Source organism: Bacteroidota bacterium, assembly GCA_017303975.1.
Taxonomy (GTDB): Bacteria; Bacteroidota; Bacteroidia; order JAFLBG01; family JAFLBG01; genus JAFLBG01.
Window position 1 is genome coordinate 25,683 of sequence record JAFLBG010000035.1, and the last position, 14,429, is coordinate 40,111.

The window sequence follows — 14,429 nt, forward strand, 5'->3', positions numbered from 1 at the left end:
CGTTTCTTTTAGAAATTAGGCTTCAATAAGTATTTTGAGTAGAACTCATTAATCTTGTCAACGGCCTCATCAGCGGTATCTACAACAAAGAAGAATTTCATATCCTCCGGACTAATATTTTTTTCTTCGCCCAATACCACATTTTTTATCCATTCAATCATTCCGCCCCAATACGATTTTCCAACCAAGATAATTGGGAAATGGGCTATCTTATCAGTTTGTACTAAAGTAATAGCCTCAAATAATTCATCTAACGTTCCAACACCACCTGGTAGAGCGATAAAACCCTGCGAATATTTCAAAAACACCGTTTTACGTACAAAAAAGTAATCAAAGTTTATCAATTTATCGTAATCAATAAAGGGGTTTGAAGACTGTTCGAAAGGAAGTTTAATATTTAACCCTACAGATTTTCCACCACCTGCTTTTGCACCTTTATTGGCAGCTTCCATAATACCTGGTCCACCACCGGTTATAACACCATATCCTTCTTTGGTAAGCTTATATGCAATTTCTTCAGCTAATTTATAGTACTTATTATCGGGTTTTGTACGTGCAGAGCCAAAAACAGAAACACAAGGTCCAATTTTACCCATCTTCTCAAAACCTTGAACAAACTCAGACATTATTTTAAATATCTGCCAAGAATCTGTAGCCTTTATATCACTCCAATTTTTATCAGCAAATGCTTTTCTTATTTTTTCTTCTCCTTTATTTGTCATAATGGGTATAATTTAATTCAATTAATGAATGGCAAAAATAAGATATTAATTACATAAAACAAGTATCTATTTATCTGGCCTACCAGAGCTTGTTTTATAGCTTTTTATTGCATTATTTAATGCCGTAATTAAACCGGTAGCAACATTCTCCCATTTTAGGTTTTTCTCTGTAAAATATATCGATTCTACTTTTTTCAAGTCAAGTTCATTTTTGGGGAACTTAATAATATCAGTCAACACAGTCTTAATGGCTAATACAGTTGGCTCTTTTATCAACCAACCATTCTTACTAGAAACTAAATAATTAATTGCACCTACATCTGTTGCCATAATTGCCAATCCTCTGCTCATTGCTTCTATTATAACATTCGGCATTCCTTCTGAGTAGCTTGGACACACAAGAACATCACACGAATCTAAAATAGACACAATTTTACTTTTATCTGAAATTGCTCCATGATAAAAGATATTGGAACCTTTTATTTTTTTTCTCTCGGGAATTGGGCCTACAAAATGAAATTCTGCTTTCAAAAATTTATCCAATTGTTTAATTGCAAGCGACAATTCCTCTATGCCTTTTAAACGCTCATACCTGCCAACATATACAAACTTTATATCATCTGTTGTTTTTTTAATTTCATTACTGCTTTTTATCCAATCCGATTCAATACCGGTTGGCAATTCAATAATTTTTTCATTTAACACCCCTACTCTTTTCGTTATTTCTGTAATTCTGCCTCCATAGGAAAAAACGTAATCTGCGTTAAGCATATTATACTTTACTGGCGATTTAAACAGCAAACTCTCCAACCAACCTTTAATGCCTGGCGGTTTCTGAAACATATTTAAACCGTGGAACTTTACTGCAATGGGTGCACCAAAATAATGTCCTTTAATTTTTTCTTGAATACATTTCCATCCGGAAAACCCCTTTGCATAAATAAAATCAACATTTTTGATATCCTTTAGCTTGTTAAAAATTCGAATAGAATACTCGTACGACTCTCGAAGATAATGCCCCGGAGCCTTACCCATTTGAGGGAATTGAATCACATGCGAATTGATATATTTTTTTTCGTCATCAGTAAAACATTCCAACTTAGAAATAGCAAGATTGTTATTATGTTGCGTATGAAACAGCTCTACAAAAATTTTATTTTGAGCTAAATACTTGGCTATGAAGAAAGAATGCCTTTGCATTCCGCCCATTACGTATGGCTGTATTCCGTCTGTAAGAAGTGCTACTCGCAAGAAATTTAATTTAGTTTTTTATAAAACTCATCCACTAATTTTTGTTGATCGGGATAATTAATTAAAACCGCACGATGCGGACCATGAAATACAAATAAGCTACCGGCAGCCACAGCAGAAGCACCGCCTTCGTTTACCGCAGATAACAAATTAGCAACATTATTCGCACCACCTAAGGCTATTACAGGAATAGAAACGTTTGAGGTGATACTCTTTAATAAATCTATATCATACCCTTTGTAAGTACCATCTCTATCAATAGAATTTACAATCAATTCTCCGGCACCTAATTGCTCCATCCTGCATGCAAATGTAATTGGGTCTTCGGAAGTTGATTTTTCTCCGCTATTATAGTGAACCTTATATCCACCAATAAATTTCTTCTTTACATCAATAGAAACAACAATACTTTGACTACCAAATAACGCAGCGGCTTGTTGAACTAGTTTTTCATTGGTTATAGCAGACGAATTAAGAATAATTTTCTCGACACCTAAGCTTAATATTTTTTGAATTTGGTCGGTAGTAGTTATTCCTCCTCCATAAGCAAGCGGCATAAAACATTCCTCGGTAATTTCTCTTATTCTATCATAATTAGGTTCTTTCTTATTTCTTGTTGCAGAAATATCAATAAATGCCAATTCATCAACTTCTTTTTCGTTGAAAATTTTTACTGCATTTATAGGATCGCCAACATAAGAAGGATTTTTGAAATTGACTGTTTTTACCAACCCTTGATTTTGGTATTGCAACACTGGTATAACTCTTATTCTTCGCATATGCTTCAGGAAACAAAGGTATAAAATTAAGCTATCTACACTAATTGAAACTGCCTTAAATGATGCATAGCATGTTTATGAAGCAAATGCAGCCACTGTTCATAATTAAGATTTCCAAAAATAGGATTCATAATAACCAAATCCTTTTGATTAGCAAATAAAATAAAGAATGTGTCTAACTCCCTCTTTAGTTCATCTATTGCAAGCTCTATTGAATTATTCCTACATGCTGCAGGAGTATCGGGAAGTTCTATATTCTTTGTATTTTCTTTAAATGGTTTATCGCTTAACATAAAGGTTCTATAGCGCTCTAATAAATCAGATGGTGTAATAAGATTTTTCTTTATTTTTCCATTTGCAAGTAGTACAGAATCGCACATGTGCTCCACCATTTGCTGGGCATTCATTACACCCCAAATACCTTTTTGACTGGGATGAAGTTTTTTAACAAATCAAAATAAGTTGATTTCAAAAAAAATTCTTTTTCCATAAAACATTATTCTTTATTAGACGCACAATTTAGTTATAGAACAAGAGAATACTACCCTGTGCAAAACAGGATGAGAATTGACAATGAACTATTTTTTTTGTAAATTGTTTTGTCTGTTAAATATGGTACAATCTTATTTAACTAAAGCAATAATTCAAAAACATTTTATGAAAAAAATTATACTTCTTTTCGCTACAATTCTATTTACCTATTCCGCAAAATCTCAATGTGCACAAAACTCTACAGAAGTGCTTGTTTTAGGAGATAGTTGGGGTGCATTTACATGGGAAAACAACTCACACAATATAAATTTTGACAAATACGGACTATCTGATAAAAAGGCATTTTCAACTGGAGCTTCCGTTTCTCCAACAAGTAATACAGATCTTACTCATAGTGGGGTTGAGAGCAATAATTACTTAACATCGGCTAGAAAAGTAAGTATTTTGAATGCACTTAATAGTAATCCCAATATAAAGATTGTTCATATTAGTTTAGGTGGGAACGATTTTATTAACAATTGGGATACCACGTGGACACAAGCTCAAATTGATACACTTACCCAAACAACACTTGATAGCATTACTTCAATTATTAATTTTTTGCGTCAACAAAAACCTTCACTAAAAATATTTTTATCGACTTACGACTATCCAAATTTTGAAGAAGTTATCAATGGTTCAACCTCCCATCCATTCTATGGAAGATGGAATGCAATGAAAAAACCTAGCTTTTATCAGGTTAATAAACTTTTATCAGATTTCAATGTTGCTTTAAGTAGTTATATCACTACTGCCCCTGATTTATACTTTGTAAATACGCTTGGTTTAATGCAATATTATTTTGGACAAACATATAATCTGCCATATGCTCCATTTGGAAGCTATCCTGCCTTAACTGCTCCATTGCCAAATGGATACATAAATTATCCTAGTCCAATGGTTGCAATGAATACCTACCTAATGATTATTAAGGATGCCTTTCATTTAAGTCCAACTGGATTTGAATATTTGATTGGACATCAAGTAAAGAACTATTATTTTGAAGAACTTAGAAACTATGACATTACCACCAAAGGAGAACATTTAAAGTGTGGATATGCAAATGCAAATAATTCTTTTGGAGATAGCTCTATTATTATTGGAAATGTAAACAATGTAAAGCATGTTGGATTGTTGTCATTTACGGTACCAACACTTAATTCAAGTAAGAGTGTTGGGAAAGCAAGCATTTTCCTTAAAAGAAAAGGCTTAGTAGGAACAAATCCTATAGGTTCTTATTCATTTAACGTTGAAATGACTGCAGATTCACTAGGCAATTCATCATTTCCGGACAATATGGATTTTTCGGCATCTGTAACAGCTACAGCAACTGCTTGCAATTTTGGATCAGTTAGTGGCAATGACTATTGGCTGCGACTCGATTTGCCTCAAAGTATGGCACAGCAACTTACATCAAATACTCAATATCAGTTTAAAGTTGGAATTGTAGGAAATAACTCTAATGCAAATCAAGCTCTACTATTTTATTCAGACTCTACTTCCAACAATGCTCCATTTATTGATATATTTTACACAACACCATTATCAATTAATGATAATACTCTAAACAATACATCCGGATTAAGTATTTATCCTAATCCGGCTGCAAGTGACCTTAGTGTTCTCTTTACTGAAGATTTCTCAGGTAGTATTGAACTGGTTGATATACTTGGGAATAAACTAACAGAAGTGATTGTTAATACCAACAGTCAACAAGTAAATATAAAACTACCGAACATAGCCAACGGAATCTATTTTATACTTGCAAAGAATAGAAATACAAACAAAATAATCACAGAGAAAATAGTAGTTGAAAACAAATAAGTAAAAATTTCAATTATTTAGATTGCCAAGTTTTATAGATATCTTGCTGTTTAGGTCTATCAGCAGGAATTTCGCGAAGTGGCTCACATTCTTTTAATGTCGCGTGTAATTCTGCAGGTAATTGTTGATAAAGCTTTGTGCCTTCGGTTTTCCATTCTATTCTTTCATCGGTCATCTCTTTAATTATTTTTGCAGGGTTACCTGCTACAATTTTTCGTTCTGGTATTTGCATTCCTTCAGGCACAAAAGAGAGTGCGCCCACGATGGAATTATCCCCAACAACAACATTATCCATAACTACTGCATTCATACCTACCAGCGTATTCATTCCAAGAGTCGCACCATGAATTACGGCACCGTGTCCAACATGAGCACCTTCTTTTAATAACACCGTAGTGCCAGGAAACATGTGAATAGTACAGTTCTCCTGCACATTACAACCATCTTCAATGATTACTTCGCCCCAATCTCCTCTAACTACTGCCCCAGGAGCGATATATACATTTTTTCCAATAATTACATTTCCAACTACTGTGGCTTGTGGATGCACAAAAGAAGATTCGTGAATTACAGGAATGTAGCCGTTAAAACTATATATCATATTATTTTTATTGAATATAGATTGCTAAACCAACGTTCCTTTTAAACAGCATTGATTCAATTAGAAAGACTGAGAAAACAAAAAATACTTAGCAAAAATGAAATTTATGCACCTATTACTTTTCTAATCGTTTCAAACTCTTTAGCTGTATTTTTAATTAGTGCTAGTTCGTTCATATCCATTGATCCAAGATGAGCCTTTTCGGTTTCAAACTGGAAGGAATGCTTTAACGTAAAGTGTTTTTCTAAATATTTTGCTCCATGCGCAGAAGCATATAATGCGCCAGCACAACCTAATGTATGGTCAGAAATTCCATGAAAAATAGAATTCTTAAAATCTGGCATACTAAACTCATCTACACGTGTTGGATATTTAACAATGCAATACAAGTAGATTGCATGATCGTACTTTTTTACTTTATTTACATCATAATCAGATGGAATGGAAACAAACGTAGGAAGGTTTTTACTCATGATTTTTTCTACTAAATCAGGAGATTCAGCATGCATACGAGCAGCGACTTTTAAATACGGCAGTTTCAAGTCCATACACCAATCTAATCTTTCATGTGTAAATGCAGTGCCAAATAAAGCAATATTAAGAGTGTCAGCATATTTTTTCAAACGAGCTAATCCATCGTAAGTTAACTCCAAATAGGCTCTTTCGGCACCAAACTGAGTAGCTGTATAAAGCTGCACTTTAACCGCATCAGCTCCTGCCAATTTAGATTGAAGTATCATTTGTTCGGCTACTTCTAAACTTCCTCCATGTTGAGGAAAAATTTCTGATATAATAAACATAATTGATTATTGTTAAATTATTTTAACTCTAAATTAATAGTATTTTTTACTTGGTCTTTAGAAACCTGAATAATATTCTTATTGATTTCTACAATTTCGGGATGTGCATCTAAAAAGGCAATCATTCGTTTATAATCTACAATGGATTTGCCATCGTATAAATTTGCATATACCTCTTTAATAAATTTCAAATCGTCCGGAGTATCACAATGCAAGCGATACTGAGGTCTTTTAAGAGATTCTTCTACATCTAACCACTGTACTTTAAAATGTTTGTCGTCTGCAAAAAGCCAACTTAAATACTCACTTGCATTTTCATCTTGCATTAGTTTATTAAGTCTAACCAGTGCATCGTAAGAAAAAATATCACCCTTACCACCTCCCGCCATCTGTTTGGTTGTGGTATAATCAACACCATTCTTAATATGTTGTTCTATTCCATAATCAATAAATTCTGGTGAAAACAAACAATTATCACCAGTAATACGAACACAAATATCTGGTTTAAAAAGCTCTGCTGCACCCAAAAAACGGGCTACCACATTATTCTCACTACCTCTAAAAAAAGGAACACCTTTCTTTTGCGCATACTCCAACAACGGAGTATCTTCTTCATTGGTAGATGTGCAAACAACAATATTTTTGGCATGTTTTATTTGTTTGGCTCTATCTATAATATGCTCTAAAATAGTTTGACCCGCAACTTCTACAACTGCTTTGCGAGGCAGTCGCTTACTTTTAAGTCTTACTGTTATATAAATATCAACTTTTTTCACTTTAACACTTTTTAATTTATTAATTACGAAACGAGATTAATATAGCTATTCTGCTCTTTACATTTTAATAGCGTTCCAAGTTAATCTGGTATTTGCTTCAATATCAATAGATGCGGGCTTCCCTTCTATTTTATCAAACTGATCAACTAAAATTCTATCGTCCATCAAACTTCTTTTAAAACACAAATTTTTCAATGAAAATAATTCTCCTGCTTTAATATCAGTCAATGTGTAAATAGATTTCTTCAACAAATTGCGATATTTCATTTCATCGTCAGATAATTCAAAAGAATCGGAACCCATTACCAACTCAGTCTCTTTAACATAGTTTACTAATGCTGTCAATTCGTTTGGATTCAATGAGGAATAATAATCCGACTCCTTTAAAGATCTATCCAAGGTAAAATGTTTTTCGATAACCGTACATCCCATTGCTATTGCTAATAATGGAACAATGGTTGCCATCAAACTTTCGCCATCTACATGATCTTGAATACCAATGGGCAACCCAAACTCTTTCTTTAGTGCAGCAATCTTCGAAAGATTAATATTCTTAAGTTCTGTAGGAAAATTTTGATAGCCATGTAAAATTACGATATCTGATTTCCCATTTTCTTTTATTATTTTAATTGCTTTATGAACCTCCTCTTTAGTAGAACCTCCAGAGGAAAGATAAATTGTTCTATTTTGGGCTGCAATTTCTTTCAACAATATAATATCAGAAATGGTAGTTGAGTGCACTTTGTAACCACTAATATTCATTTTTTTCGTAATCAAAAAACTGGAATAGTCGAATACTTCAGCAACTACATTAATTTTTTTATTTAAACAATAATCAGAAACGCTTATCCACTGCTGCTCAGAATATTCCTTTATATGATAATTTTCATACTTCGGATGATCTTCCGCAACTAACTCTTTTGCTCTGAAAAGTTGGAATTTAACATAGTCGCATTTAGCATCAACGGCTACATCAACCATCTTTAATAAGGTCTCCATTCTACCTTCGTGTGCACTGGCAATTTCTGCAATAACTTTAATATTCATATTTCATTTATTTTATCAATACTGCTCTGCAATGAGCAGCACTTGTGTCTTTAATACGCAATGGCAAACATGAAAATAAATATTCTCCTGTTTCAATTTCATTTAAGTTTAAAAGCAAAGGCGCCACCACCAATAGTTTTTCGTTAGCGGCAAACATTTTTTCAACAGGAAAATATTTGTCGTAAAAATCATCAATCATTGGAGTATCTGTTGCCAACAACATAAAATTTTGTTCAATAATCCAATCGGTTAAATCTTTGGTAAAGTAAGGCGAATCTTTAATATAGTTCTCGTTATTGCGGTTTACTCCCCAACCACAAGCAATTATTAATGAATCGTATAATTTCGAATCGATATTCTTTTTACTCAATTCAATTAAAACATCCTGCTTAGTAATTTTAGAATTTGCATGCTGCTTGCCCTCGATTTTCACAACTAAAGTTTTTCTATAAAAATCAGTTAAAGCAAAATCACTTAATAATATCGAGTTGTTTAACTTATGTTGAGAGGTTTCAATGTATGTTCCAGTATGACTGCACAAATTAAAACGATAAACAGTAGATGGTTCATTATTACGTGTACTCATAAGCACAGAAACTTCATTGTCCCAACCATCTCTATACTTCCACATTTTATTGTAAATTGGAAGTGTTGCATCTATAATTGTGCACTTACTCATTTACTGATTTTATAACTTGTTCAAGCAAATCAATCATTGCCTTACTTTCTGAATCTATTGTACAACCTGCAATATGGGGCGATACTAATAAATTTGAATTATTTCGTGCATATTCTATTACCGGATGATTCCATTTTTCTTGAATATGTTCATTGGTAATTACATCAACCGCTGCAGCTTTTAGCTTACCGGATTTCAAAGCATTTAGCATCGCTTGCTCATCCACCAGTTCACCTCGTGCGGTATTTAAAAAATAAGCGCCATCTTTCATTAACTCAAAATCTGAAGCTCCAAATGAATTACAGGTTTCATCTGTTAAATGGTAATGTAATGAAACAATATCTGCTTTCTGCAGTAGCTCTTTTCTTGAATTTACTTGGGTAACATAAGAATCTGTAATTTCTTTAAATGGATCAAACGCAATTACTTTCATTTCAAAACTATTGGCAAAACGAGCCATCTTACGACCAATTCTACCATAACCTATCAATCCAATTGTTTTTCCATTTAACTCTATACTTCTAAAAATATGTTCTTGTTCTCGCCAAGTACCATATTTTGCAGCATTGCAACTAAAAGGAACTTTATTAATCATGGCTAACAACAATGAGAATGAAAACTCTGATGAAGCATGAATTTGTTCAATTACTGGAGAAGACTTTATGCTCAATATTTTAATATTCCTTCGTTCTACTTCCTTTGTGTCAATATGATTTGTACCGGTTGAGGGTGTTGCAATAAGAGTTAGTTGTGCTGCCGAGTCCAAAATATCCTTATCTATCTTATAAGGAGGGCATGTTCCTGTTATCCATACTTGCGCGTTTCTTATCAATTCTACAACCTTTTCTTTGGGTGCATTAAACACAAAAGTAACATCAAAAAGTTTTGAAATTTTCTGCTTTAACTCATCTGAAAAAAATTCGTAAGGAGCAGAAAACAACATTTTTTGTTTTCCGGTTGCTTTGAAATGCTCTATTTTGTATGGAGGAGAAAATCTAATGGGATGGTTCTTATTAAAGTCACTGTGTATGTATGCCGAAATAAACACAAAATCGATCTCATCCAAAACTGTAAGTAGCTCCGGCTTGGTTAAGTTTATTGTTTTGGTATTCTCAGACTGATATTTCCAATTAATAGCAGAAAAACTTAATTGAAAACTATTTGCCAAATTTTGTTCTACTAGATTTAATGTTTCTGCAGATAATAATGGGAAACAAACACTTAATTCGAACAAATAGCCTTTATCTATTTCATTTTTAGATGCAACATAGTTAGTTGATTTAAAACCATAATCCTTAATTTCATTTACAACATCCATTGAATTTGCATACACATCAACGCGACTAGACAAATTACTATTCTGTAATGAGTTTATAAAATAGATATATGCAGGATGAAAATTAATTTCCTTTTTTAACGCAGAATTAGCGGTATCAATAAATAAAAAACCTTTCTTGCTATACTCCATTCTATATATTTTCAATAATTTTTTTTGCAATTACTTCAGCTCCATTTATTTCAAATTGATGATTCTTCATATTACTAAGAATTTCAGAATATTTGGTTGAAATAAAACTTGTCAAAAAAACTGCAAGATTATTCTTAAAATCTTCGATAGAAATAAACTCTCCTAAACCTAAAGATTTAAGTTGCTTAATATTTTCAGCCATTTCAGGATTCATCGCTTCTCCAATCAACAGCATTGGTGTTCTATAAGCTATACACTCCGAAATGGTATTAAATCCAGCTCTTCCAATTACCAAATCCATGTTTAGAATATGATCTACCATCAAATCCGACTTTGCTACTTTTTTGAAATTTGCACTTTGAAAATCAAAATTTTCTGAAACATAAAACTCAAACTCTTGCAGCGAGCTTAGTTGTCCTAATGATTTTGTTATTAAACTTTTTAACACTTGGGCTCCACTATCAATTATCAAAATTTTAAACTTATCATTACTTACTCTGCTCTGTACGGTTGATTTTCTTACTATAAATGGAACTTCAATAGCTTTACTTTTGTAGGTGGAGAGAATCTCCTTTGGGGTTAATGGTGGAAAAAATAATAGTTTCGCCTTGATAGCTTGTTGTTTAAATCTATCTAACAATTCATTGGAAATAGGCTTGTTAACCAAATAGCTAAAAAACCAATCCCATGTAAAATGAGCAACTCCAAATGAGGGAATTTTTTTTGTATCAGCTACATCAAAAGCTTCGTAAACAAAATCTGAAATGATAAAATCATAAGCAGATGTATTCTTTAATTCATCCGAAATATAGTTATTAGAGGATGGTATATAGTTCACGTAAAAATTTCTTATTGAATCTATATCTGGAGAGCCATTTAGATTCTTATGCCAAATTATGTTATTGAATTTATTAAGATAGTTTACATCTTTAATAATCAACTCAGCATCTTTTATATGGGTATTGAGTTGCAAGTCAAACTCAATTTGCCGACTAAGCTTTTTAAGCTCTTCAATAATTACACTCTGCCTCACAATAGGTCCAAAACCTTCGTCAGTGATATAGATTTTTGAGCGTAATTTATCTTTTAACATAGTTCAAGTAGAAAATTACGAAAAAAGATTAAGTTTTACGGATTTACACTTAAAATAGGATGTTTACGTATAGTATAGTCTTCAATACCATTTTCTTGAAAGAACGCACTTGTAGAGACATTAAAAGCCTTAGAAATAGACAACTCTAAAGATTCTAAATCATTTATACAAATTGAATTGAACGGGCTCATTTTAATAGGAAAATTTGGATATCTATTTATAGGAAATAATAGTGTTTTATGACCATAAAATAGTCGCTCAAATGCTATTGCAGAGAAAAAAGTTACCACTAATTCCGCTTGGTAAAACAATTCAATATTTGATTTACTTTCGTCAGCATAAGATATATTTTGGTAGTTAAAAGAGCTGTAATACGCATTAGTTTCTTCTTTATGCTTTTTTTCCAAAGGATGCAAGAAAATCAGAAGTGGCATTTTATTTCTTTTGCATACCTCCATCAATGCATCAAGTACTTTAATTTCAAACTCATCTTTCTTATTATCTAAGTGTCCCAGTTTTTTTCGAAGCCATCCTGCTGTAGAATAAAAACCCAACTTACTCTTGTATTTTTTTTCTGAATTGTCAGCATATATTTTTCTGATTTCCAGATAAATTTCTGGAGCCCAATAATTAAGTTTTTCATACTTAATTGTTTTATCAAAAAAAGCGACTTCTTCTTGCTGGTACTTGAAACAGATAGAAATTGAGTTTGCTATCAAAAGCTCATTCCATAAAAACAGAGGAACCTCTGATGTTATAATATTGGTATACACATTTATCTTTTTTAGAAGTAAAGAATTGATGCATACATCACGCTCATAGGCAGAAAAAAAATGTACCTTCTTTATTTTATTATCTGCAACCAGATACTTAAGTGCTACAGAACTAGCATATTCTAATGGCAACAAGGAATATTTTTTTCGGAGTGTTTTAGACAATACCGTTAAAGGAAGAAAGACAATTGTTATAAGAAAGCAGCCTAACAATATCCATAACTTTTTAAAAAACGATTGTGTAGTAAAAACATCATTTCGAGAAAACAATCCTTCAATCTTCTCTCCCGAAAAAAACTCAACATATTCTATTCGTTGGGTTTTTGATTTTGTATTTGTATCATATATATATATACCGGAATTTGCAAGTTGTTCTAAAACAGTTGTTTTATTTAACTGTTTAGCAACTTGAAAAAATGTGCTTACCAACAAAAGTAAATTTGAATATGCTTTTTCAGGATAGAAATACGTTCTGCCGGTTAATTTTCTTCCTGCAATTTCAAAATCAGAATTCTTTGAAGAAAAATTAGCCGCAAAAACACATCGTAGATATAAAACTAATACTGAAATCATTTAAATGGACTTTTCAAGTTCTTTTGCAAAGTTAGTATAGGTATTTTCAGCATTAAAGTTTTGATTCCAAAAATCTTTTACACCTTGTCTAAATTCTTGCGTGTTCATATCCGAAACAAAAAATTCATCTAAATAGGAAGATACTGTACCCGGACTAAAATCCTTATCAATTAATATTCCAGTTTTATTAGTACAAATCTCCGAACATCCGCCAACATTAGTTGACAATAAAGGTATTCCGAAACTAATAGCTTCTATCATTGAAAATGGAAGTCCTTCGGATGAGCTAACACTACAAAACAAATGAATAGGATTTGTCTTGTAAAACTGCATCAATTCCCCTTTGTTTAAGTATCCTACAAAAACAACCTGCACATGACTTGGCAACTGCTTACACTGTATTTTCAAACTATCCAAATCATCTCCATTTCCAATTACATACCATTTTACAGGAGTTTGAACATGCATTAACACTTTAGCCAAAGCTTGTAACCGCTTTACATTTCTTACAATAGAGCAAGTAGCAATTGTAAAAACAGTTGAATTAGAATATGGATTAATACCACAATCAAAGCTTCCTAAATACGAAACATTTATTTTATGTGAATGGTTAAAATATACTCTTTTTAAATGAGCAGCTCCTTTCTTAGATACAGAAAAAACAGAATCACATTTTTTTAGCTGAAACTCTCTGAATGGAATAAACTTATAAGCTGTTTGTTCTTCAAAAACATCAAAACCATGAACTCTAAAAACAAACTTTACAGAAGGTTGTAATTCCTTAATAAATGATGCTATGGTGGCAAGTTCATTTCCCCAATAACTATAAACTACAAAAGAATCATCAATTTTTTTGGCCAATGAACTTGCAACGCCCAAACAGTGCTTTAATTGCGAGAAATTATACCTAAATCTCTCTAAAAAATAATTCTTACTTTTTGAGTTTATGGCATCTTTAAGTATTTCAAAAAGAATTTTAATTTTTGCACCAAAAGAAATACTTTTTTCAATAGTAAGATTAGAGATTAATGTTACATTCTTGGGCAAACCACTTCTAATCTCTTCCTCTGATTTTATAAAACAGTATATAAAGATCTTCTTAAATTTCTTCGACAAAACCAACAATTCATCTTCCAAATAGGGCTCTCCTCCAGGGAAAGGGAACTTTGATGTCAATATTAGAAGATTGGTTTTCAATTTATTTAATTATGGTTTTCAAAAATTCTGTTTGCTTAAAAAAAGAATACGAATGTATATCAAAGAGTTTATTTATCTGTTTTTTCGAGTAGATGATTTCAATTAATTCAGTTACCTTTCTCTCAATTTCAGCATCTTTATATAATGCTACACCTATATTTTCTTTAGTAATAAAATCTCCTAAATCACTTTCATCTCCTAGATAAAATATAGGCTTCCTCAATGCAACTAACTCGTAAAATTTGGAACTTTTAAAGTTTTGCTCCAACACAACACTTGCACGTGGCTGCAATAAAACATCATAAGCACACATCG

At 32.2% G+C, this 14,429-nt stretch carries 15 protein-coding genes; 1 reads left to right on the forward strand and 14 read right to left on the reverse strand.

Features of this window, described 5'->3' with window-relative positions; translation table 11 throughout:
- Nucleotides 1-8: 8 nt before the first annotated feature.
- From J0M08_11280 to J0M08_11295, 4 genes are all read right to left on the reverse strand, one after another.
- A complete protein-coding gene (locus tag J0M08_11280) occupies nt 9-722 on the reverse strand; it encodes a TIGR00730 family Rossman fold protein (GenBank protein ID MBN8703639.1) in 714 nt (237 codons plus the stop codon).
- Between the two features lie 66 nt (nt 723-788).
- Nucleotides 789-1,973: a glycosyltransferase family 4 protein gene (locus J0M08_11285; protein MBN8703640.1), complete on the reverse strand. Its 1,185-nt coding sequence runs from the start codon at nt 1,971-1,973 to the stop codon at nt 789-791.
- Between the two features lie 5 nt (nt 1,974-1,978).
- Nucleotides 1,979-2,752, reverse strand: a complete 774-nt coding sequence (gene hisF, locus J0M08_11290) for an imidazole glycerol phosphate synthase subunit HisF (protein ID MBN8703641.1) — start codon at nt 2,750-2,752, stop codon at nt 1,979-1,981.
- A gap of 35 nt (nt 2,753-2,787) precedes the next feature.
- Entirely contained in the window at nt 2,788-3,159 is a 372-nt protein-coding gene (locus tag J0M08_11295; protein ID MBN8703642.1) for a hypothetical protein, read from the reverse strand.
- Nucleotides 3,160-3,409: 250 nt separating this feature from the next.
- Here J0M08_11295 and J0M08_11300 point away from each other — a divergent pair, with 250 nt between their 5' ends.
- Nucleotides 3,410-5,107: a T9SS type A sorting domain-containing protein gene (locus tag J0M08_11300; GenBank protein ID MBN8703643.1), complete on the forward strand. Its 1,698-nt coding sequence runs from the start codon at nt 3,410-3,412 to the stop codon at nt 5,105-5,107.
- Between the two features lie 13 nt (nt 5,108-5,120).
- Here the strand turns inward: J0M08_11300 and J0M08_11305 are convergent, their stop codons facing one another.
- The 10 genes from J0M08_11305 to J0M08_11350 all read right to left on the reverse strand — a co-directional run.
- Complete coding sequence (locus tag J0M08_11305) at nt 5,121-5,708, reverse strand: transferase hexapeptide repeat family protein (GenBank protein ID MBN8703644.1); 588 nt, start codon at nt 5,706-5,708, stop codon at nt 5,121-5,123.
- Between the two features lie 104 nt (nt 5,709-5,812).
- On the reverse strand, nt 5,813-6,508 hold the full coding sequence (locus tag J0M08_11310; protein MBN8703645.1) for an N-acetylneuraminate synthase family protein: 696 nt from the start codon (nt 6,506-6,508) through the stop codon (nt 5,813-5,815).
- A gap of 17 nt (nt 6,509-6,525) precedes the next feature.
- On the reverse strand, nt 6,526-7,284 hold the full coding sequence (locus J0M08_11315) for an NTP transferase domain-containing protein (protein MBN8703646.1): 759 nt from the start codon (nt 7,282-7,284) through the stop codon (nt 6,526-6,528).
- Nucleotides 7,285-7,341: 57 nt separating this feature from the next.
- Complete coding sequence (locus tag J0M08_11320; GenBank protein MBN8703647.1) at nt 7,342-8,331, reverse strand: N-acetylneuraminate synthase family protein; 990 nt, start codon at nt 8,329-8,331, stop codon at nt 7,342-7,344.
- Between the two features lie 7 nt (nt 8,332-8,338).
- Nucleotides 8,339-9,010, reverse strand: a complete 672-nt coding sequence (locus J0M08_11325) for a cyclase family protein (GenBank protein ID MBN8703648.1) — start codon at nt 9,008-9,010, stop codon at nt 8,339-8,341.
- Nucleotides 9,003-10,478: a hypothetical protein gene (locus tag J0M08_11330; protein ID MBN8703649.1), complete on the reverse strand. Its 1,476-nt coding sequence runs from the start codon at nt 10,476-10,478 to the stop codon at nt 9,003-9,005. Before J0M08_11330 ends, J0M08_11325 begins: the two co-directional genes overlap by 8 nt.
- 1 nt (nt 10,479) lies before the next feature.
- Nucleotides 10,480-11,571: a hypothetical protein gene (locus J0M08_11335; GenBank protein MBN8703650.1), complete on the reverse strand. Its 1,092-nt coding sequence runs from the start codon at nt 11,569-11,571 to the stop codon at nt 10,480-10,482.
- Between the two features lie 35 nt (nt 11,572-11,606).
- Nucleotides 11,607-12,917 (reverse strand): hypothetical protein, encoded by a 1,311-nt coding sequence (locus J0M08_11340; GenBank protein ID MBN8703651.1) that lies wholly within the window; start codon nt 12,915-12,917, stop codon nt 11,607-11,609.
- Complete coding sequence (locus J0M08_11345; protein ID MBN8703652.1) at nt 12,918-14,093, reverse strand: glycosyltransferase; 1,176 nt, start codon at nt 14,091-14,093, stop codon at nt 12,918-12,920.
- 22 nt (nt 14,094-14,115) lie between these two features.
- Nucleotides 14,116-14,429 (reverse strand): hypothetical protein (locus J0M08_11350; GenBank protein MBN8703653.1); only part of this gene is annotated, 314 nt, incomplete at its 5' end.

Bases quoted from the DNA above. Each gene is read 5' to 3' on its own strand.
- J0M08_11280 (MBN8703639.1), bottom strand. From the start codon at position 722: ATGACAAATAAAGGAGAAGAAAAAATAAGAAAAGCATTTGCTGATAAA.
- hisF (MBN8703641.1), bottom strand. From the start codon at position 2,752: ATGCGAAGAATAAGAGTTATACCAGTGTTGCAATACCAAAATCAAGGG.
- J0M08_11295 (MBN8703642.1), bottom strand. From the start codon at position 3,159: ATGAATGCCCAGCAAATGGTGGAGCACATGTGCGATTCTGTACTACTT.
- J0M08_11300 (MBN8703643.1), top strand. From the start codon at position 3,410: ATGAAAAAAATTATACTTCTTTTCGCTACAATTCTATTTACCTATTCC.
- J0M08_11305 (MBN8703644.1), bottom strand. From the start codon at position 5,708: ATGATATATAGTTTTAACGGCTACATTCCTGTAATTCACGAATCTTCT.
- J0M08_11310 (MBN8703645.1), bottom strand. From the start codon at position 6,508: ATGTTTATTATATCAGAAATTTTTCCTCAACATGGAGGAAGTTTAGAA.
- J0M08_11320 (MBN8703647.1), bottom strand. From the start codon at position 8,331: ATGAATATTAAAGTTATTGCAGAAATTGCCAGTGCACACGAAGGTAGA.
- J0M08_11325 (MBN8703648.1), bottom strand. From the start codon at position 9,010: ATGAGTAAGTGCACAATTATAGATGCAACACTTCCAATTTACAATAAA.
- J0M08_11330 (MBN8703649.1), bottom strand. From the start codon at position 10,478: ATGGAGTATAGCAAGAAAGGTTTTTTATTTATTGATACCGCTAATTCT.
- J0M08_11335 (MBN8703650.1), bottom strand. From the start codon at position 11,571: ATGTTAAAAGATAAATTACGCTCAAAAATCTATATCACTGACGAAGGT.
- J0M08_11340 (MBN8703651.1), bottom strand. From the start codon at position 12,917: ATGATTTCAGTATTAGTTTTATATCTACGATGTGTTTTTGCGGCTAAT.